Source organism: Azohydromonas australica DSM 1124 (genome assembly GCF_000430725.1).
GTDB classification, from domain to species: domain Bacteria; phylum Pseudomonadota; class Gammaproteobacteria; order Burkholderiales; family Burkholderiaceae_C; genus Azohydromonas; species Azohydromonas australica.
The window spans coordinates 101064-121300 of the sequence record NZ_AUMO01000044.1; the positions used below are offsets into that span (position 1 = coordinate 101064).

At 70.9% G+C, this 20237-nt stretch carries 17 protein-coding genes; 5 read left to right on the forward strand and 12 right to left on the reverse strand.

The window, feature by feature from the left end; all coding sequences use genetic code 11:
- Window positions 1–243 precede the first annotated feature (243 nt).
- The gene (locus H537_RS41785; RefSeq protein WP_043458383.1) at window positions 244–1221 is read left to right on the forward strand and encodes a sulfite exporter TauE/SafE family protein; all 978 of its coding nucleotides are present in this window, start codon (window positions 244–246) and stop codon (window positions 1219–1221) included.
- A gap of 3 nt (window positions 1222–1224) precedes the next feature.
- Here the strand turns inward: H537_RS41785 and H537_RS48995 are convergent, their stop codons facing one another.
- The 4 genes from H537_RS48995 to H537_RS0107825 all read right to left on the reverse strand — a co-directional run bounded on the left by H537_RS48995 (window position 1225) and on the right by H537_RS0107825 (window position 7752).
- On the reverse strand, window positions 1225–3276 hold the full coding sequence (locus H537_RS48995; protein WP_028997455.1) for an nSTAND1 domain-containing NTPase: 2052 nt from the start codon (window positions 3274–3276) through the stop codon (window positions 1225–1227).
- Window positions 3269–4687: a toll/interleukin-1 receptor domain-containing protein gene (locus H537_RS0107815; protein WP_028997456.1), complete on the reverse strand. Its 1419-nt coding sequence runs from the start codon at window positions 4685–4687 to the stop codon at window positions 3269–3271. Before H537_RS0107815 ends, H537_RS48995 begins: the two co-directional genes overlap by 8 nt.
- 229 nt (window positions 4688–4916) lie before the next feature.
- Window positions 4917–5828 (reverse strand): DMT family transporter, encoded by a 912-nt coding sequence (locus H537_RS0107820; RefSeq protein WP_051242141.1) that lies wholly within the window; start codon window positions 5826–5828, stop codon window positions 4917–4919.
- A gap of 103 nt (window positions 5829–5931) precedes the next feature.
- Window positions 5932–7752 (reverse strand): winged helix-turn-helix domain-containing protein, encoded by a 1821-nt coding sequence (locus tag H537_RS0107825; protein WP_028997458.1) that lies wholly within the window; start codon window positions 7750–7752, stop codon window positions 5932–5934.
- Between the two features lie 191 nt (window positions 7753–7943).
- Between H537_RS0107825 and H537_RS50730 the strand changes: the two genes are divergently transcribed.
- A complete protein-coding gene (locus tag H537_RS50730) occupies window positions 7944–8537 on the forward strand; it encodes a nickel-binding protein (protein WP_169516966.1) in 594 nt (197 codons plus the stop codon).
- A gap of 22 nt (window positions 8538–8559) precedes the next feature.
- On the opposite strand, the gene H537_RS0107840 is transcribed toward H537_RS50730, so the two are convergent.
- From H537_RS0107840 to H537_RS0107860, 5 genes are all read right to left on the reverse strand, one after another.
- A complete protein-coding gene (locus tag H537_RS0107840) occupies window positions 8560–9237 on the reverse strand; it encodes an endonuclease III domain-containing protein (protein WP_028997459.1) in 678 nt (225 codons plus the stop codon).
- Between the two features lie 17 nt (window positions 9238–9254).
- Window positions 9255–10841 carry an OpgD/OpgG family glucan biosynthesis protein gene (locus H537_RS0107845; RefSeq protein ID WP_028997460.1) on the reverse strand — a complete coding sequence of 529 codons (1587 nt, stop codon included), beginning with the start codon at window positions 10839–10841 and terminating at the stop codon, window positions 9255–9257.
- A gap of 86 nt (window positions 10842–10927) precedes the next feature.
- Complete coding sequence (locus H537_RS0107850) at window positions 10928–12253, reverse strand: beta-galactosidase (RefSeq protein ID WP_043458384.1); 1326 nt, start codon at window positions 12251–12253, stop codon at window positions 10928–10930.
- 566 nt (window positions 12254–12819) lie between these two features.
- Window positions 12820–14103: a porin family protein gene (locus tag H537_RS0107855; protein ID WP_028997462.1), complete on the reverse strand. Its 1284-nt coding sequence runs from the start codon at window positions 14101–14103 to the stop codon at window positions 12820–12822.
- A gap of 567 nt (window positions 14104–14670) precedes the next feature.
- Window positions 14671–14922 carry a glutaredoxin family protein gene (locus H537_RS0107860; protein ID WP_028997463.1) on the reverse strand — a complete coding sequence of 84 codons (252 nt, stop codon included), beginning with the start codon at window positions 14920–14922 and terminating at the stop codon, window positions 14671–14673.
- A 207-nt stretch (window positions 14923–15129) separates the two neighbouring features.
- Here H537_RS0107860 and H537_RS0107865 point away from each other — a divergent pair, with 207 nt between their 5' ends.
- A complete protein-coding gene (locus H537_RS0107865; RefSeq protein ID WP_028997464.1) occupies window positions 15130–15453 on the forward strand; it encodes a hypothetical protein in 324 nt (107 codons plus the stop codon).
- Between the two features lie 163 nt (window positions 15454–15616).
- Complete coding sequence (locus H537_RS0107870) at window positions 15617–15994, forward strand: hypothetical protein (protein WP_028997465.1); 378 nt, start codon at window positions 15617–15619, stop codon at window positions 15992–15994.
- Window positions 15995–16063: 69 nt separating this feature from the next.
- Here the strand turns inward: H537_RS0107870 and H537_RS0107875 are convergent, their stop codons facing one another.
- Window positions 16064–16537, reverse strand: coding sequence for a MarR family winged helix-turn-helix transcriptional regulator (locus tag H537_RS0107875; protein WP_028997466.1), 474 nt, complete (start codon window positions 16535–16537; stop codon window positions 16064–16066).
- 181 nt (window positions 16538–16718) lie between these two features.
- Between H537_RS0107875 and H537_RS50735 the strand changes: the two genes are divergently transcribed.
- Window positions 16719–16967 carry a hypothetical protein gene (locus H537_RS50735; protein ID WP_084150514.1) on the forward strand — a complete coding sequence of 83 codons (249 nt, stop codon included), beginning with the start codon at window positions 16719–16721 and terminating at the stop codon, window positions 16965–16967.
- A gap of 184 nt (window positions 16968–17151) precedes the next feature.
- Here the strand turns inward: H537_RS50735 and H537_RS0107880 are convergent, their stop codons facing one another.
- Together H537_RS0107880 and H537_RS41795 are read right to left on the reverse strand one after the other, a co-directional pair.
- On the reverse strand, window positions 17152–18183 hold the full coding sequence (locus H537_RS0107880) for a methyltransferase (protein WP_028997467.1): 1032 nt from the start codon (window positions 18181–18183) through the stop codon (window positions 17152–17154).
- A 169-nt stretch (window positions 18184–18352) separates the two neighbouring features.
- Window positions 18353–20236 (reverse strand): glycosyltransferase family protein, encoded by a 1884-nt coding sequence (locus tag H537_RS41795; protein ID WP_051242143.1) that lies wholly within the window; start codon window positions 20234–20236, stop codon window positions 18353–18355.
- Between the last annotated feature and the right edge of the window lies 1 nt (window position 20237).

The window sequence follows — 20237 nt, forward strand, 5'->3', positions numbered from 1 at the left end:
CGCCAAGCCCCTTTGGAATTGCAATCGCGCGATTGTGGGGGCCGGCGTGAGCACAGACCCCGGCTCGCAAGCAATTGCAGCCGTCACGGCCCTTATGAAGAACACGCTTACAAGCACGGAAAGCGCATAAGAAAGCAGCAAATGCTTCGTAGGCGGGCGGGTCCGTGCTCATTACTTTCATGGCTCAACATCGTTGCGCCCGGCATATGCCCGCTGACTGGCGGGCCGTGCGGGCCCCGCCCCATGGAAGCACGCAATCCGCTCGAAGCCGTTCCTGTTCCCCTCGCCGCCGCAACCCAGGCCGCCGCTCCGCCGGGCGACTTCTCGGCCTCGCACCATCCCGACGACCATCCGGAGCTGCGCATCGCGCTGTGGGTGGCGGTGTCGATCCTGTGCGGGCTGCTGAGCTTCCTGGCCTGGCGGCTGTTCTTCGGCACGGAGGGCGTCAACGGGGTGCAGGTGGTGCGCGACGCGCTGGCCAACCCGACCTTCTGGAGCGCGGTAGCCGTGGGCCTGCTGGCGCAGGTGGTGGACGGCGCGCTGGGCATGGCCTACGGCGTCACGGCCACCACCTTCCTGCTGGGCGCGGGCGCCACGCCGGCGGCGGCCAGCGCCAGCGTGCACATCGCCGAGGTCTTCACCACGGGCATGTCGGGCATCTCGCACTGCAAGCTGGGCAACGTCAACAAGTCGCTGTTCCTACGCCTGCTGGTGCCGGGCAGCCTGGGCGCGATCCTGGGGGCGGTGGTGATCACGCAGTTCGACGCCTCGGTGATGAAGCCCATCGTCTCGGCCTACCTGCTGCTGATGGGGCTGTACATCCTGCGCAAGGCGTGGCGGGCGCGCTTGCAGCGCAAGGAGCCGCGCCACGTGGGCAAGCTCGCGCTGCTGGGCGGCTTCGTGGACGCCACGGGCGGCGGCGGCTGGGGCCCGGTGGTCACCAGCAACCTCATCGGCGCCGGCGGCGACCCGCGCACCACCATCGGCTCGGTGAACTTCGCCGAGTTCTTCCTGACGCTCTCCAGCGCCACCTCCTTCATCCTGCTGGCCGGCGAGCCCACGACGTGGCTGCTGGTGTCGGGCCTGGTGTTCGGCGGCCTGTTCGCCGCGCCCTTCGCCGCGCTGCTGTGCAAGCGGCTGCAGCCGCGCACGCTCATGACCATCGTGGGCTGCCTGATCACGCTGCTGAGCGCCTACAACGTGTGGCGCGCCCTGGCCTGAGCCTCAGCCGCCCACGGCCAGCCACAGCTCGTAATGGCAGGGGCGGATCGACCTGGAGTCCTCGTAGCCGGGGACGAGCCGCGCCGGCACGTTGGGCAGGCCCGCCCGGCGCAGCGCGGCCGCCGCGGCCAGCGCGCCGACGCCCTCGGCGTTTCGGAAGTAGCGGACTTCCGTGTCGGCGGGCAGCTTGCGCGCCGGCAGCACCTCCGCCTTCATGACGTTGAAGCCGGCTTCGCGCAGCGCGGGCTTCACGCGCTCGATCACCGCCAGGTCCGCCTCGCTGCCGACCTGCGGATAGAGCCGCCGCCCGGCGGGGCAGTCCGGCGGCGCCGGGGCCGGCTGCAGGCTGCTGTTGGCGTAGGAGCGCTGGGCTTCCGACAGCAGCTCGGTGGCCTGGGCCGGGGCTGATCCGCTCTTGAGCAGCTGGACGGCCTGGTCGACCTTGCGTTCGGCCGTAGTGAGGTTCTTCTGCGCGCTCTGCCACCGGTCGTACTGGCTCTGGGCCTGCAGCGCGCTGTCCCTCCACGCCGCTAGCGCCTCCTGCGCGCGCTGGCTCTCCTCGTGTGCGCGCTGCCGCTCGTTCCAGGCCCACACGGCCATCGCCCCGGCCCCGAAGACGGCGAGCACCAGCAGCCGGTTCATGCGCCGGAAACGGCGGCTCACGGCCTGCGCCTGCTCGGCACGCTGCTGCTCCTGCCGGGCTCGCTGCTCTTCCATTTCGGCGCGCTGCTCCAGCAGCACCCGCTCGGCGTTCTCCTTCTCGCGCAGCAGCCGCTGCGCGGCGTCCGCCTGCTGCAGCGCGGTCTGCGCGTGCCGCAGCGCCACCGCGGCCAGCCGGTCGTGCACCAGCTCCACCTGCGGGCCCTGCTCGGTGTTCTCCACGCGCAGCAGCCGCTGGTCCACCAGCTGCGCCAGCGCCGGACGCAGCTCGTCATCGACCGCCTCGACCGGAAACGGCCGGCGCGTACCGCCGTCGGTGATGAGCTCGTTCTCGACCCAGCGCGCCGCCGGCTCGCGCAGCGGCGGCGCCAGCGTGGCGAAGGCGTCGTCGTAGAAGCGGTCCAGGATCTGCGAGCCTCGGGCTTCCAGATCGTCCACCACCAGCGACGCCCCGGGCGGCTGCTGCGCCAGCCGGTCGGCGTTGAGGCTGGCGCAGACCAGGCTCAGCAGCGCCGGCTCGATGGCGCGGCTGGGCTGCAGCGCGCGCCCCGCGCCGTCGGCCGCCGCCTGGCGGCTCACGAAGTCCACGATGCGCGCTGCGTCCTGCGCCTTCACCAGCGTCCCGCCCGTCTGCCGCACCGCCTGCAGGGCCTCCTCGGCCGACATGGGCGTGAGCCGCACGCGCTGGGCGCCCAGCCGCGGAATGAGGTGGACCCATGCCTCCACTTCGGGCAGGAAGTCCTCGCGCAGCGAGAGCAGGAAGCGGTAGCGCTGCGCGTCCAGGTCGATGCGGTCGAGCAGCGCGTCGTCTGCATCCAGCCGCGCGTCCACCGTGGGCGGCAGCCGGTTCTCCAGCAGGTCCCCGAGCTCGCAGAAGAGCCGCCGGCGCAGCTCCTCGTCCGGCTGCAGCGTGAAGACCTCCTCGAACTGGTCCAGCACGAAGACGATGCTCCAGGCACGGCCCTGCTCGTCGAGCAGCCGCTGCTGCCGGTCGTGCAGCTGCTCCCACAGCGCAGCGACGAAGTCGCCCTCGGCCGGCGCCGTGCGGGGCGGGCCCTCCCAGCGCAGCGGCTGCGCGGAAGCCGCCACGGCCGCGTCGAGCGCGCGCAGCAGCTGCGCCGACAGCGGGGCGGCCCCGGCGCCGTGCTCCAGGCGCCGCAGCGGCACCGGCAGCATCTGCCGCTCGCGCAGCAGCGGAAACAGCCCGGCCAGGAGCAGCGAGGTCTTGCCCAGGCCCGACTTGCCGAAGAGCACGCACACCGGCACGGCCAGCACCGCGCGCAGCAGGGCCTGCAGCGCCTCGTCGCGACCGTTGAAGAAGCGGCTGGCGGACTCGGTGAACGGCTCCAGCCAGGGCCACGGGTGCTGCGCGTCGATGCGGGTGCGCTCAGTCATGGCGAGCTTGCGCGAAGCGCTCGCTGCGCTCGCGCAGTGCCTGCAGGCCCTCGGCCGGCAAGCGGCCCTGCGGCGCGTGCAGCAGGTGGATGCGGCGGAAGTCGCAGGTGAAGCCGCTGAAGATCCGCTCGTAGCCGCTGCGGTCCGGCGCCGTGTCGTCGATGCCCACGGGCAGCACGAAGCTGTCGTTGACGCGCATCGCCCGCACCACGGCCTTGCGCCACTCCTCCCAGAACACGCCCTCGCGGCGCCGGTCGGCCTGGTGCGAGAGCACCGGCATGAAGAAGTCGCAGTGCTCGATGGCCTCCTCGATGCGGTCGGACCAGTCGTCGCCGGCCACGAGCTTGTGCTGGTCGAACCACACGTCGCCGAAGCCCGCCTGCAGCAGCGCATCGGCCAGGCGACGCGCCGCCTCGCGGTCCTCGCTGGCGTAGCTGACGAACACGGTGGGCTGCCGTACGCCGGCCACGGTCGCGGCGGCTGCCGCAGCCAGGGCCGGGGCGTTGCCGGCCGGCGGCCTCGCCACCCCCACGCACAGCGCTTCGAGCTCGCCGATGAACTCCTGCGGCGACCACGGGAACACGCAGGCGTTGGGGTTGAAGCGGGCCAGGAAGGAGTTCAGCAGCGCGTCCTGCGTGTCCGCGGCGAAGAACTCCATCTTCTTCTCCGGCCAGGACAACCGCTTCTCGTTGGCCACGCGCAGGAAGGCGCGGCCGAGCCAGTCCGGCAGGTTGCAGCCCAGCAGCAGCAGGTCGCGGCTGCGCAGCTCGGCCAGCAGGCTGGGCGCGCGGCGGGGGCCGTACTCCTGGAACTGGTAGAAGTATTCGAGCGCGTCCTCCTCGTGGATGGCCAGGTGGTGGCCGGGGGCGCTGCGGCCCAGCGGGAAGAACACGCGCACGGCGCCGGCGCGCGGCAGGATGTCCACCGGCTGCGAGCTGTCGGCCGTGGGCGCGAAGGCGCCGATGTCCACCTCGCGGCCGGGCAGCCGGCGCAGGGCCTCCACCAGCAGCTCGTCCGGCGTGAGGCAGACATAGAGGTCGAAGGCATCCAGCCGCGCCAGCCGGTCCAGCAGCGGCGCGGCCAGCACCTGCGCCGCCAGCCGCTTGATGGTGGCGGACACGCAGCGGCGCAGCCGCTCGGTGCTGGATTCGCGCCTTTCGGCCAGCACCTGCGCCACGGCCTGGTGCAGCGGCCAGCCGCCGCCCTTGGCGCCGGCCGGCACCTCGGCCGGGGAGCAGCCGTAGGTGCGCAGCAGCTCCTCGGCCACGAGGCGGTAGAAGGGCACGCCGCGCCGCCGCCCGGTGCCGTCGTCCACCTCGACTTCCAGCATCTCGGGGCCGATGACCGGCACCACGCCGCGCTGGCCCAGGGCCAGGGCCAGGCTCTCCCGGCTGGTCAGCAGGCTGTCCATGCGCGGGCCCGGCTCGAAGACGTGCGGACGGGCACCGGCGTCATGCGCAGGCCTGTTTCCGGGCCGGCGCCGCGGCGCATCGGCACGCCACCGGCGCGGCTGCCGCCTCTGGGCTCGATGGGGTGAAGCATGGGTCGGCCCTCCTGCTCGGCCCACTGTAGCGCCGTGCCGGGCCGAGGCAAGGACGCGGCGCGGCACGCGTCCCGCGCGTGCCGCCGCGGGCGGCCCTTCAGCGCCGGCGGTTGAGCAGCGCCACGCCGGCGAGCACCAGCACCGTGCCCATCACCACGCCCGGCGTGATGGGCTCGTCCAAGATCAGCACGCCCATGGCGATGGTGCTCATGGGGCCGATCATCCCGGTCTGCGCCGCCGCGCCCGGGCCGATGCGCTCGATGGCCATCATCACCATGAGCACCGGCGCGAAGGTGCAGGCCGTGGCGTTGAGCAGCGACAGCCACCACACCGCCGGCGCCAGGTCGGCCAGCGCCCCCACCGGGCGCAGCAGCAGGTACTGCGCAATGCACAGCACGCAGGCCACGCTGGTGGCCAGCCCCGTGAGTCGCAGCGCGCCCAGGCGCCGCACCTCCTCGCCGGAGTAGGTCAGATACAGCGCATAGCTCAGCGCGCTACCCAGCACCAGCAGCAGCCCCAGCCCGGCCTGCGTGCCGGCGAACTGCGCCTCCTGCCCGAAGGCCACCAGCACGCCGGCGTAGCTCACGCCCATGGCGACCCACTGGCGGCGGTTGGTGCGGCGCCCGAACAGCAGCCAGCCCAGCAGCAGCACCAGGGTCGGATTGAGGTAGAGCACCAGCCGCTCCAGGCTGGCGCTGACGTACTGCAGGCCCAGGAAGTCGAGGTAGCTGGCGAGGTAGTAGCCGCTGAAGCCCAGCAGCACGACGGCGCGCCAGTCGCGCCGCGTCAGCGCCGGGCGCCCGCGCCCGGCCCAGGCCGCCAGCAGCAGGAACAGCGGCAGCGCGAACAGCATGCGCAGCATGATCACCGTCACCGCATCGGTGCCGTAGCGGTAGGCGAGCTTGACGATGATGGCCTTGCCGGAAAAGGCGGTGGCGCCACCGGCAGCGAGAAGCAGCCCGGGCCACTGGCGCTGCTGCGTGCCGGTGCCGGGAGAGGTTGCAGACATCGGGCGGATTCTAGGGAGAGCGCTCCGGCACGGCCTTCGCGACTGGACAAGTCCCGCTTGCATGTGGTTGCGCTGGCAACCTGCGCGTGGCGCGCAGTCGGCCTCAGCCCTTCAGCGTGGCGCGCAGCGCCGCCATGCGGCCGTGCAGCCCGGCCACCGCGGCCAGCACCGGGTTGGACTCCAGCGCGTACAGCTCCAGCTCGGCGGCGGCGAGGTCCCCGTCCGCCCGCAGGCATTCGGCCAGCCGCACGCGCGCCTCGGCCTCGCCCGCGGGCGCGCCCACCGCGTGCCAGTGGCGCACGGCCTGGCGCAGCTGCTGGATCGCCTCGGCATGCCGCTGCTCGTGCCAGTCCAGCTCGGCGCGGGCCTGCGCGGCCAGGCCCTGCAGGGCCTGCGGCGCCAGCAGCGGCGGGTCGGCCTCCAGCAGCCGCAGCGCCTCGCGCGCGCGCTCCGCCTCGCCGGCGGCCAGCGCGGCATGCACCAGCGCGCACAGCAGCTGTGCCCGCCGCTCGCACAGCGCCCAGTTGCTGTCGCCCAGCGCCCGCTCCAGCCCGCGCAGCGCCTGCTGCGGCTGGCCCTGCGCCAGCTGCAACCGTGCCAGGCCGGGCTGCGGCTCCCAGCCCAGGGCGTGGGCGCGGCGGAAAGCGGCCTCCGCGCCGGCCAGGTCGCCGCAAGTCAGCCGGATGTCGCCCAGCACCCGGTACGCATCGCCCTCGGCCCAGGGCGCCGCCTGCGCCAGCAGCGCGGCGGTCCGGTGGACCTCGTCCGCGGCGGCGACGAGGTCGCCGCGCACGCCGCGCACCTCGGCGCAGTAGAGGCGGCAGGTGCCGGGGAAGGCCGTCATCCGGCTGGCGCGGCACCAGTCGGCGAAGGCCTGCGTCCACTGCATCGCGCGCAGCCAGTCGCAGCGGTTGCGGCTGGCCGTGATGACGGAGCAGTACACCCAGCCCACCACCCACAGGCTCACGCCGCCCAGGCGGATGGCGGCCGCCGCCTCCTCGTGCTGTTCGCAGGCCGCGGCATAGTCGCCCAGCGCCATCAGCGCCTGCCCCCGGTAGGCCAGCCCCAGGCATTCGACGTCGGCGTTGCCCAGCGCCCGGCCCAGCGCCAGCGCCGCGTCGGCATGGCGCAGCGAGGCGCCCAGGTCGCCCAGGGCCAGCGCCAGCCGGCTCGACATCCAGGCGTGGTGCCCCTGCTCGGCGCAGGGCGGCAGGCCGTCGAGCCAGCGCACGGCGCGGCGCAGCAGCCCGCCGGCCAGTGCCGGCTCCATCCGGTCGGTGCGGATCTGCACCAGCAGCAGCACCGCGCGCGCGGCCCCCAGGGCGTCGCCCGCCTCGGCCTGGCGGGCCGCGGCGCGTTCCAGCGGCTCCAGCACGCTCGCGCCCTGCCCGGCGCTGATGGCCACGCGGCCCCACGCCAGCAGTTCCTCGGGCGGCAACCCGCCGTGCGCCTGCGCCCGCGCATAGGCCTCGCAGGCCGCGTCCCAGTCGCAGCGCGCGCAGGCTGCGCGGGCCTCGGCCAGGGCGCCTTCATCCCCACCGGCCGCCACGGCGGCGGACGCATCGCCCTCGGCCTCGGGCTCGGCGCCTTCCGGCGCGCAGAAGCGGTAGCCCAGGCGGGCATAGGTGCGCACCGCCTGCCCCAGGCCGGCCTCGGCCAGCGCGGCGCGCGCCAGGCTGACGCTGCGCTGCAGCGCGTTGTCCACCACCACGCTGCCCGGCCACAGCGCGGCCAGCAGCTCTTCCTTGGGCACCACGCGGTCGCGATGCCGCACCAGGTAGCACAGCACCTCGAACACGCGCGGCTGCAGCAGCACCTCGCGGCCTTGCACCAGCAGCGCGCGGCGCGCTTCGTCCAGCTCGCAGGCGCCGAAGCGCCAGCGGCGCGCGCCCGGCGGCGTGGGAGGCGGGAGGGAGGCATCCATGGCGGCGGGAAAAGTATCAGGAATCGATCAGCGCGCGCGAAGGACTTATGGCGACCCGGTTTCTAGTCTTGGGACAAGGCTGCAGCGGCGATGGAAACCCTCCACCCCCGGCCCGCCGCCCGACCGGCCAACTCCACGGCCCGATCGGGCGACCGCCTCCAACACCGCCGTGGACATCCCCAGGAGACAGCATGAACACCTTCACCATCCGCCGCCGCGGCATCGCCGCCACCCAGGCCGACATGGACGCCGCGCTGGAGCGGCTGCGCGCCCTGGACCAGGGCTCGGAGCGCACACATTGGATCCGCACTTACGTGCTGCGCGAGGCCGACGGCCGCTTCGGCACCCGCTGCGTGTTCCAGGCCACCGACGCCGCCGCGCTGCGCGAGCATGCCGCGCTGGCCGGGATGCCGGCCGAGGAGATCCTGCCCGCAGCCGACACCGTGCTCATCCGCCCCGACGCGCCGGTGAACGTCTACCAGATCCGCCGCCCGCACCACTGGTCCTGCGCCGACGACCTGAAGGCCACGGCCGCGGTCTCGCGCCGCGTGGGCGACACCGAGATGGCGGACAAGGTGAGCTGGCTGCGCAGCTACGTGGTCCACGAGTCCGACGGCACGCTGGGCACGGTGTGCATCTACCAGGGCGTGGACGCGCAGGCGATCCGCGAGCACGCCGCGCGCGTGGGCATGCCGGCCGAGGACATCGCGCCGGTCGTCGCCTGCGTCGTGCAGCGCGCGGACCCGATGGCGCAGCCGGCCGCAACGCAGGCGGCCACGGCCTGAGGCTCCGCCCGCCCGGCCGGCCCTACCGGTGCTTCGTCACCCCCACCCGCGCGCACATGTCGCGCACCGGGCAGGTGGAGCAGCGCGGCAGGCTGGGCGTGCACACGTGCTTGCCGAAGGGCACCAGCAGCGCGTTGATCTCGATCCAGTGCTCGCGCGGCAGTTGCCGCTCCAGCACTGCCAGCGTCCCTTCGGGCGCGCGGGCCTGCGCGTAGCCCCAGCGGTTGGTGATGCGGTGCACGTGGATGTCCACGCCGATGCGCGGCTGCCCGCAGGCGATGCCCAGCACCAGGTTCGCGCACTTGGGCCCCACGCCGCGAAAGCCCAGCAGCACCGCTTCGTCGCAGGGCAGCTCACCGCCGTGGCGCGCCACCACCTCGCTCGCGATGGCGTGGATCTGCGCCGCCTTGGGCTCGTGGAAGGTGCTGTCGGCGATGGCGGCGTCGATGTCCGCCACGCTCAGCGCCGCCACCGCCGCGGGCGTGCGCGCCAGGCCGAAGAAGCGCCGCGCGCACACCAGCGTGGTCTCGTCGCGGGTGCGGATGGACAGCATGCAGGCCACCAGCTGCTCGAAGGCCGACGTGAAACCCTCGTCGTGCAGCTCGAACAGCGCCGCCTTGGGATAGGGCCGCACCGCCACCTCGATGCGCCGCAGCGCCTCGGTGACGTCGAAGGGCTTCGAGGCGGCGGGCGTGTCCATGGCGGCGGGCTCCGGGCTCAGAACGAGCGCTGTGCCGCGGCTGGCGGCGTCCACTGGTAGCTCCAGGTCTCGCTCATGGCGCGGCCCTTGTAGCGCAGGAACAGCCGCAGCTCGACGGGATCGACCAGGTCGTCGGTGGGGCGCAGGTCGAAGCTCGCGCGCCAGCCGCGGATGGAGGCCAGCGGGCGCGCCGAGGTGATCTCGACGATGCCGCGCGAGGCGGTGATCACCGGCTCCAGCTCCGCCTGGCTGGCCAGCAGCTCGAAGTCGCCGCCGGCGAAATCGACCACGAAGCGCGTCGAGTAGTACTTGCGCTTCTGCCCCACGACGCCGCCCATGCCGGTGCGCGTGGCCACCACCTGCGCCATGCGCGGCGCCACCGGCAGCTGGGCGCCCCAGTGCAGCTGGTAGCTGAACAGCCGCTCCTCGCCCGGCACCAGCGGCTGGGCCGGGTTCCAGAACGCGACGATGTTGTCGTTGGTCTCGTCGTCGGTCGGGATCTCCACCAGCTGCACCTGCCCGCGGCCCCAGCCCGCCTTGGGCGTGACCCAGAGGCTGGGCCGCCGGTCGTAGAACACGCCGTCGTCCTGGTAGTGGTCGAAGTTGCGGTCGCGCTGCAGCAGCCCGAAGCCGCGCGGGTTCTCGTCGGTGTAGGCCGAGAAGCGCAGCTGCTCGGGGTTGGTGAGCGGGCGCCACAGCCACTCGCCCTGCCCGCTCCAGATCGCCAGGCCGTCGGAATCGTGCACCTCGGGGCGCCAGTCGTTGGCGCGGCGCCGGTCGTTCTCGCCGTACTGGAACATGCTGGTCAGCGGCGCGAGGCCCAGCCGCTCCACGGCGCGGCGCGGGTACAGCGCCGCGTCCACGTCCATCACCAGCGTGTTACCGGGACGGATGTCGAAGCGGTAGGCGCCGCTGACGCTGGGCGAGTCCAGCAGCGCGTACACCGTGAGCACGTCGTGGCCCGGCGCGGGGCGCTCGAACCAGAAGTCCGTGAACATCGGGAACTCTTCCGGGCGGCCCAGGCCGGTGTTGATGGCCAGGCCTCGCGCCGAGAGCCCGTACTGGCGCTCGCCGCCCACGGCGCGGAAGTAGCTCGCGCCCAGGAAAGCGGCGACGTCGCCGCGCCAGTCGGTGTGAAAGTTGACCCGGAAGCCGGCGAAGCCCAGGTCCTTGGGCAGCGAGCCGCCGCGCAGGCCGCTCTTGCCGTAGTCGAACAGGGCCGGGTCGTAGGCCAGCTCGCGCGCCTGCCCGTTCACGACCTCGTGCAGCTGCACGGCGGACTTGAAGAACAGGCCCAGGTGGAAGAACTTCAGGTGGAAGTTGCTCTGCGCGTCGTCGGCCCACAGGGCGTGGTCGTCACGGAAGCGGATGGCCTGGTACTGGTCCCAGTCCAGCGACTCCACTGCCTTGGGCAGCTCGGCGGGCGGCGCCTTGTACGGCGCCGCGGCCCGGGCGCGGGCCACGCCCTTGAGCCAGGCGTAGTCGAAGGGTTGGGAAGGCGCGGTGCCGGCGGGACTGCTGGCGGCGGGCGCCGCCCGGAGCGCGGGCCAGCAGGTGATGGTGGCGAGCGCGGTGGCGGCACGGGCGAAATCGCGGCGTTGCATCGGTTTCGTCGTTGGCTTGCTGCAGTTGGGACCGGCCCAGCATAGCCGGCCGGTTCGGGAAAGCCCGGTGCAGGGCTACGGCGCCGTCACAGCGAGCGCACGCACACACCGTAGCTGGCGGGGCAGCCCGTGCGCAGGCCGCCGGCGTTGTCGCGCCCGAAGGACTCGGACTTGAACATCCGCAGCACGTTGTTGTAGGGCTTGTGCGGCCCGCTCAGCGTGCGCGACCAGAACAGGTAGTTGGCGTGCAGCCGGTTCTGGGCGAACGCGTGCAGCTCCGTCACCTTGGGCGGCGAGTGCGGGCCGTTCTGGGAGCGGCTGATGTAGTTCTCCGGCTGCACCGACGGGCCGATGGGCACCTTGCCCTGCGCCTGGTCGTAGAGCGGGTAGGTGTTGCGGTTGAGGTCGTGGTCGTTGAGGAAGGTGTCCGGGCCGCCCAGCGCCACCGAGGCGTTGAGCATGTTGCGCACCAGCCCCGGCATGTAGCTGGACGGGAAGTTGATGAACTGCATCACCACGGTGTTGGGGAAGGCGCGGCGCGTGGCCGTGTTGACCTGTGCCAGGTTGCGGAAGAAATCATCGCTCTGCGCCTTGCTCAGCGGATTGACCGCCTGCCCCATGGCCGTCTCGTTGAAGGTCACGCCTTCGACGGCGTTGTTGAGGTTGAAGCGCCGGCCCATCGCGCTGGTCAGCGCGATGAGGCGGTCGCGCACCTGGCCGTTGTAGAGCGCGATGTTTTCGCCATAGCGGTGGCTGGTGCCCAGGGTGGGCTTGGCGCTGATGCGGATCTTGTAGGCCCCGCCACCGTACTCGCGCGTGTACATGTACGAGGGCGCCGCGCGCAGGCCGGACTTGAAGGCCTTGGTCTCGATCATGATGAACACCCGCTTGCCGTAGGAGCGCGCCAGCGCCACGTCGCGGTCGATGGTGGCGAAGTTGTACTCGCCCTTGCGCGGCTCCAGCTGGCGCCAGCTGTAGCGCAGCAGCAGGCCCTTGACCTGCGGAACGCTCTTGATCTCGCGCAGCGCGGTATGCAGCGAACCCACGTCGCGGCGGCTGAGCGCGACGTAGTGGCCCGGGTTCCACTTCACGCGCGTGCCGGCTGCGCGAGCCTCGGAGGACACCGGCGGCAGGCTAGCAATGAAGGCTTGCGCGGTGGCGTCGTCGTACTCCAGCTCCCAAGGCTGCGGGTCGAGCGAAGTGACGAGGTCGTCGTCGCCCTCATCCGCCGCGGCGGTGCCGCCTGCAGTGCTCAGGGCTTGGGCCGTCTCAAGCGATTGCGCCAGCTCCGGCGCCGATGCCGCTGCAAGCTCCTGCGGCGTGGCTTCTCCGCCACCGCCACAAGCTGTCAACGCGGCGGCGGCCAATATCGTGGAACTGCCCAGGAAAAGGCGCGAAAAAAGATTGCGCATAAATAGATACCCACGGTTGATGCGTGGCAGGGCGGGGCATGCCATGGCAATGGCACCCGGCATGCGGCCGGGAAAAGCCGGCGCAAACTGCCACATTCTTCGGAGGGGAAGGCCTGCCCGAAGGCGGCGTCCACTGGCCGCGGACTCTACAAGCCGAGGGCGCGCAATCAGCGCCCTACGTCTTCTTTCATTTTCACGAATGGTTAGATCACGTTTAGCAAGGTAAATCGCGCTTCATTTTTGGTTGTGATGAGGTCCAATGTGTGGGCATTTCACAAATTACGTAGCTAATTGAAAAATTACGGAACTCAATTTCCCCGCCAATTCGCAGTAATTATCGGTCGCGCACAGCACAAATCGCGGGAATGGTGTAGATAAACGAAGCAGCCGACAAGGGAAATTAAATCGCGGCGGCTTTTAATTAGAAATACCAGCTTGCCGCTGGTTTCCCCAGGCGTCAATCCGGCGCAGCAGCCATTTCCCAACACCGCCCCAAAAATTCCGGAAACCGGGCGGCCATGGGCCGGCCATCGCACCGGCGCGCGAGCGGGAGCGCTGCTGCACGTTCAGCGCAGCAGGGCCTGCACCTGGCAGTTCACGGTGTTGGCCTTGTACGGGAAGCTCAGGCTGGAGCTCGTGGTGCGCGACACCCGGCCGACGTTGCAGCCGGCCGAGACGTTGCGCGTGGCCTCCCAGGTGGCGCCCAACGCCGTGAAGCGCGTGGTGTCGCTGCCGCTGAGGTTCTGCACGCCGCCACCGGCGTCCACGACCGGGTTGACCAGCTTGCGGTCGCTGTAGCGCAGGTTGGCGTTGACGGCCACCTTGGCGGTGGCCTGCCAGGTGCCGTCCAGGATGGCCGAGTTCGTCACCCGCGAGCCTGCGGCCGTGAGGTCCGTGGTGTCCGCGGGCAGGAGGCGGTCGGTGTCGTCGGCGTCGCGCACCAGCGAGGTGGTGAAGGTGAGTTTGCCGGTGGGCTGCCAGCGCCAGCGCACCAGGCCGTTGATGCCCGAGAAGTCGCGCCGCGTCGCGAGCTCGTAGCGGCGCTGCTCGTAGCCGATGCGGCCGTCCAGCCGGCTCTTGCCGGTGGCCTCCCAGTCGGCGCTGATCTCGACGCCGTGGCTGCGGTACTCGTCGGGCAGCGGCGCGATGCCGCCGCCGCTGGTGCGGGAGAAGGGATATTTGCCCCGCGCCTGCACCGCGGCCGTGGCCAGCGTCAGCCGGTCGCTGGGACGCCAGCGCACGCCGGCACGCACGGCGCGGCGCTCGTTGTTGCGAAAGCGGTAGGCCTCGGCGGAATATTCTGTCTTGCGGGTATTGAAACCCACGAAGGGCTGCAATTTGCTGCTCGCCGTGCCGCGCTGCACCGTGGCGTTGAAAGTGCGCTCGCGCAGGATATTGCGCTCGCGCAGCGTGGTGGCCGTGAATGGCGAGCCATAAGACGCCAGGGATTTCTCTCTCGTGCCTTTCACCTGGCCGGAAAAGCGCCCGGCAGTTTCCCAATCCACACCCGCGCTGGCGCCATATCCATTGTTGTCCAGCTCGTTGAGGCGACTGAACCGCTGGCGCCGCACGGCCAAGTCGGTGTAGACGCGCTGGCGGCCGATGGGCTTGTCGACACCGGCCAGCACGGAGCCGGTGGTGTACGAGTCCGATTGGGGCCCCTGGCCCGGCGGCACGCGGAACACGTTCGAGTCACGCCCCCGCGCGACCGAGGCCCCCAGGTAGTAAGGGCTCGCGGCGCTGCTGGCCGGGGGCTTGGGCGGGCCGGATTGCGCCTGGGCCGCCAGGGAGGCCAGCAGCAGCGCGCAGCCGCTCAGGACCAGTCGGGCTCGCGGCGGTGTAGGGCTCACGGCAAATCTCCACGTCAGGTTTTTCTGGCGGCGGCCCCGGGCATGGGAAACCGCTGGCGCCGCCTGCCCATGACCGCCGAATCAAATCAGCCGGAAACCCGGCAGAAGTGACGGGAGATCCTAGGACACGCCCCTGCCCGCCTCGCCGTGCGTATCGAATTCGCCACGCCCGAAAATTCAGCCCGATACTGTAACCAAGCCCTGTCACGGCAAAAGACCCGGCTCTCCACGGGCAACGGGAATGCAGGCTTGTTAATTCTTGATGCGACAGAAATCCGAAATTGCGAACGGTTGGGAAATGATGCTTTTGCGCTCGCAAAACATGGCTGCCGGACTTCGATGCAAATCACGGCACGGGATGGCACCCGCGCGGCCGGCTGCGTGCGGTGCTTGGGCGAGGCCGGGCACGGGCGCCGGCCGGTCTCGTGCACCGCGCCGGCGATGGCGCGGCCGGCTCGAACGTTCTGCGGCAGTGAGGCCCTGGATCTGTCCGGCCTGACCGTGGGGGTGCCTGGCGCCTTGGGTGATGACGCAACCGATGGACGGCCTTGAGGTGGCCGTCCGGGATCAGCGGGCCGCCTGCGCCAGTTGCGCCAGCGCCGCCTGCAGCCCCGCCACGCCGCCCACGCGCTGGTCGTTGATGAAGATCTGCGGCATCTGGCGCACGCTGGGCCCGCAGCGTTCGTAGAACGCCAGGCGCTCGGCCTCGTCGTCGATCTGGATGACCTCGAAGGGCAGGCCGCGGCTTTCGAGCAGGCGCTTGGCGGTGTCGCACTGGGGGCAGGCGCTCTTGCTGTAGACGACGATTTTCAGATTCATGGAAGTTGTTGATACAAAGCAGGCTCCAGTATCGCCGCCCGGTAGAAGCTGCTCGTTTCGCCGGCATGCACGCGCTCCAGCGCCCTGCCCGCTTTGGCTGGCTGGCGTCAAGACACTGTTGCGCCCAGATCAAACGGGGCACCGCGACGCCGCATGCCTGCGGCCCATGCCATGGAAGAATCGCCACCCGGAGGATCGGAGGGAAGCGTGAAGGGGATCGTTGCGTTCGTGCTGTTTGCGCAATTGATGGCGGTGGCATCGGTGTTGGCCGCCGTGAAGCTGCGCCAGGCCCTGGGAGCGCCCGGGGTCACGCCGCTGCAGTTCCTCGTGATCTCGTTGCAGATGTGGCTACCCACGGCCGTCGCCTTCGTGTTCGTGATGAACGTGGTGCTGGAGAAGTGGGAGCTGCGTCCGCTGCTGGCCATCCCGGTGCTGCTGGTATCGTTGCTTGTGCCGGGAGTGGCGATCGCGGCCTGGCTGCTACGGCGCATACAGCGCCGCGCAAAGACGGCCCAGCCGCTCACGGCCTGAGCCTGTGCAGCAGGTTCGGGCCAGGGGCGGCATGCTTACCCCGGCCTTGCAATGATCCGGTGTACAACACCGGGCAAGCTTTATTGCCCTCCCCCTCCGTGCGCCCGGTGATCTGAGCGCACAATTTCCGCGTCGCAACAACGCTTCACTTCAGGAGACCGTCATGAACGTTTTCTTTACCCAAGCCCAGGAAGCCGCCAAGCAGTGGAGCGAGCTGAGCACCGCTTTCTTCCAGGAACAAGCCAAGCTGTTCCAGTCGCCGCTGACGGCCGGCGCCGGTGCCGCGACGGACCCGAACGCTGCCATGGCCGGCCTGGTCAAGGCCACCGAGCAGGCCGACGAGTTCATGGTCAAGGCCGTGAAGCTGCTCGACGCCCAGAGCGCCCAGCTGATGGACGCTGCGCTGCAGGACAACGCTGCCAAGGAATCGCTGGCCCCGGTGATCGCCGGCTACAAGTCGGCCTCGCAAGCCGTGGTGGCCGCCGTGGAGCAGCTGGCCCAGGCCCGCAAGGCGCTGCTGGACAAGACCCGCGCCGGCTGAACCGCCGCCGCGCTGACATCACAGGGGCCCTCGGGTCCCTTTTTTCATGGACGCGCGCCGGACCGGCGGCTACGCCGCCTCGTCGCCCGGGCCCAGCGCCCTGGCGGCGTGCGACACGAGGCGGTCGAGCAGCCGGTCGAGCTGCTCGCGCTCGGGCGCATCCAGGCAGGCAACAATTTCCTCGTTGCGGCGCTGGATCAGTGCCTTGACCCGGCGCCAGGTCTGACGCCCCTGCGGGGTGAGCTTGAGCACCACGCCACGCCCGTCCAGCGCGCTGGTCTGCTTGTCCACCAGCCCCTGGTCCACCAGCGTCTGTGCCGCGCGGCTGGCCTGGCCCTTGGTGAGGTTGGCCAGGCGCGCCAGGTCGTTCACCGACAAGGGCGCGAACGCCCCCACCGCGGCGAGGCAGCGCCCCTCGTTGAGCGGAATGCCCGCCTCCTGCAGGTAGACGGCCTGGCTCACCCGGTCGGTGAGCTTGGACAAGGTGTGGAGCCGGTGCGTGACCGTGCGATCGAGTTCGAAATCGGCCTTCTTCGCGGGCATTTTCTGGACGTCGGCAAATGTCGTGGACACGGCAAACCTTAACCCACTTCGGCCCGTGGACCGCCGCAGGCCGTGCCTGCTCCCGTCTTGATGCCTGTCAACGCCACGCCGCCCCGGCGCGTTGAACCGGACATGGCGGCTGGCGAAGCCGCCTCACCTGTTCAACGAGCCTGGAGTTGTCGTGGGTCTCGAAAAACGCCTCATCACGCTTGCCGCGGCCGGCCTGCTGAGCCTCTTTGGCGGTTGCGCAGTCGTTCCGGCCGGGCCACCTTATGCATCGGTCACGGTTGCGCCCGCACCGGTCTACATCGCTCCCGCGTATCCCAGTCCCGGCCCGGGCTGGGGCTGGGCGTACCGGCCGTACTACGGCTGGGGCTGGCGCCACCCCTACTACGGCTGGCGCGGCGGGTACCGCGGCGGCTGGCGCTGAAGACCGGCGCTGAAGGCAAGGACAGTCCCGGCCCGGCCGGGACGAGGCACATGGCTCGGGGAGTTTTCTTTCCCTTGTCCTTCAGCACCGCTCCGGCGGCCTTGCCGGCCAGCAAGGCCGCAAGGGCTTTTGCCGCGACCCTGGCTCCGGCCTGAGGCGGCGATGCCGCGTGCCACGTGCACGCTCAAGCCTGCTTGTAGGCCACGGCCGCGCTGCCCGGGCCCACCAGCGGGATCAACTCCGTGCGCTGGAAGCCGACCTCGCGCGCCCAGCGGTCGAAGTCCGCTCCCGTGTAGTCGAAGGCGTCGCCGAACTCGATGAGCATGTTCAGCGACATCAGCAGCCCGAAGGCGTTGTGGCGGCGGTCGTCGTCGATGAGGTTGTCCACGGCGATGAGGCAGCCGCCCGGCGGCAGCGCGTCGTAGGCCTTGCGCATGAGCTGCAGCTTCTTCTCCAGGTTCCAGTCGTGCAGGATCATGCCCATCGTGATCACGTCCGCCTGCGGGAAGTCATCGCTGAAGAAGTCGATGGGCCGAGCCTGCACGCACCCGGCCAGCCCGCGGCGCTCGATGTGGCGCTCGGCGATGGCCGTGACCTGGGGCAGGTCCAGCGTCGTGCAGCGCAGGTGCGGATGGCGCGCCGCCACGAGGCAGGCGAGCTGTCCCGTCGCGCCGCCGATGTCGGCCAGCGTGCGGTACGGGCCGAAGTCGAACTTGTCGGCCAGCAGGGTGAAATTGCCGGCCGAGATGCCGCTCATTGCGGCCATGAACTGCTCCAGCCGCGCCGGGTCCTCGTAGAGCTTGGCGAACATCGGTTCGCCGCTGTGCTTGATCTCGTTCTGGGGCTGGCCGGTGCGCAGCGCCTCGGTGAGGCCGGCCCAGAAGGGATACAGCCGCGCATTCGCCATCTCCAGGACGCCACCGATGTAGCCCGGCGAGGCGCGGTCGAGGAAGAACTGCGTCTCTGCGGTGTTGCTGTAGGCCGCCAGCTCGCCGCTGCCCTCGCGCTGCACAAAGCCCAGCGCCAGCAGCGTGTCCAGGAAATCGGGCATGGCGCGCGGGTGCAGGCCCAGGCGGCGGCGCAACTGTTCGGCGGTGTGCGGCCCCTCCGCCAGCAGCGTGAACACGCCCAGTTCCACGGCGGACAGCAAGGCCTTGGAGCCCCAGAAGGCCATGCCGGTCTGGAGGATGTGTTCGGGGGAAAGCGAGGCGTTCATGCGGGCTCCTTGCGGTGGGTCGCGGGGTTCAGTCACTGCCTGGGGCCGCCGGGTGGCGGCGGATCGGCAGTGTCCCGATACCGCAGCGGGCGCGCATCGCTCCAAGGGCGGCCGCGGCCTCGCTCGGACGGTGGCCTCGGCCCGCCCGAAGGTGGGTGCCCCGTCCGGGTCAGGTCGAAGGCGTCACCGGCACCGTGGGCCGGACCGGCTGCGCGGTGGTGTCCTGAACCACGCCACCGGCCAGCGGACGCGCCGTCGTGCTGGCAGGCCCTTCGTTCAGCCCGTACACCCCGCGCCAGAACGTGGCGCTGCCCATCTGCTCCATCGCTTCGGCATAGGCTTGGCGCAGCTCGGGCAAGCGCCGCAGGAACGGGCGCAACTGAGCCAGCATGTCGCGCATCTCGGCCAGGAAGCGCCCGCGGTCCAGCTCCACCATGTAGCCGGTTTCGCTGGCCACGTGACGGTAGAGCACGCGACGGAAGCCGAAGACGTCGCGGGCGCGGCCATGGAAGCTCTTTTCGTGCACCAGCACCTTGCTGCTCAGCAGCGAGCGCGGCAGCAGGTAGCCCTGCAGCGTCAGCACGCGCAGCAGGCGGCGCAGCTTCGGCTCGCGGCCACTGGGGCGCGGCAGCCGGTACGCCTCGTCCAGGCGCACCAGCGGCACCATCTTCTCCACCGGCGCCCAGCCCGCGATCTCCGCCCGCACCTGGGCCAGGTCCATGTTGTCGCGGAAGAAGCGAGGCCCCGCCGCCACGTGCCGCAGCGCCAGCGTGACGGCCCGCGCGCTGGCGTACTGGTAGCCCTTGAGCGCCTTGATGAACAGCTCGCGCACCAGCTTGAGCACGCGCCGTGCGCCGCCGCGCTGCAGCAGCACGGCCCACACCAGGTGATAGCGCGCATCCAGGTAGGCCGTCATCGGCCCGGCCTTGACGTGGAAGTCCTCGCCCTGACAGGCGATGCCCAGCGTGGTGATGATCTCGAAATCGTTGTGCAGCCCGAAGAAGATGTCGTCGCCGCGCACGAAGAACGGGAAAGGCCAGCGCTGCACGTCCGCCAGCCCGAAGGCGAAGAACCACCAGGCGCCGTAATCCGGGCGCGGGTCGCCGCGGTCGCAGTCCAGCAGCGCCGGCACGTGGCGCAGGTCGCGCCCGATGCCGATGGGCTGCACGTAGCCGTCGAAGCGCGCGCCGTTCTCCAGCAGTTGCCAGGGCCGCGACTCGCTGATCAGCGCCCCCGTCACCGCCAGGCGCGGCGTGCGGGCGTAGGACAGCAGCGCCAGCGCGCGCGCGATGGACTCCGTCTCGCACGAGGCATCGTCGTCCATGAACAGCGCATGGGTGTGGGTGCCGCCGTCGATCAGCGACAGCATCCCGCGCACGAACCCACCGGTGCCGCCGAGGTTCTGGTTCGGGATCACCGTCACTTCCGCGTCGCTGGCCAGCGGCAGGTTGCGCGAGTTGTCCACCACGGTGAGCGTGAGCCGCCCGCGCAGGTCGGGGCGGCGCAGCAGACACCGGATGCGCTCCACCGCTGGCAACACCTGCGCCACGCGGTTGAAATGCGTCACCACCAGCCCCAGCTGCACCGCGTTGGGCGGCGGCTGCGGCGTGACGTAGCGTGCCGCGGTGAGCCGCCCCGGCTCCAGCGCCCGCAGGCGGAAGAACAGCAGGCCGTCGGGCAGGCTGTCCCAGCCCGGCACGACCATCAGCGCCGGCATGCCGGGTTGCAGCCGCAATTCCTGCTCGGCCACCCACGACGGCGCCTGGGCGTGCCGGTGCAGGCCCAGGCTCAGCACGAAGCGGCCCTCTCCTTCGACTTGCAGCAGCACGTCCTTGAGCGCGCAGTGGCGGCGCCACGTGCTCACGGACAGCGCGCCGTAGTAGGTATCGGTCAAGGCCAGGCCGCCGGCCTCGAAATGCAGCGTGGGCTCGTCGAGGCGGCACCAGGCCTGGTCGTTGAGCCGCACATACAGATCCTCGGGCGCCTGCACGCCCAGGTTGGGCAGTACCAGGCTTTGCAGCGTGTGCAGGGTCGGGTTCAAAACGGAATCCATG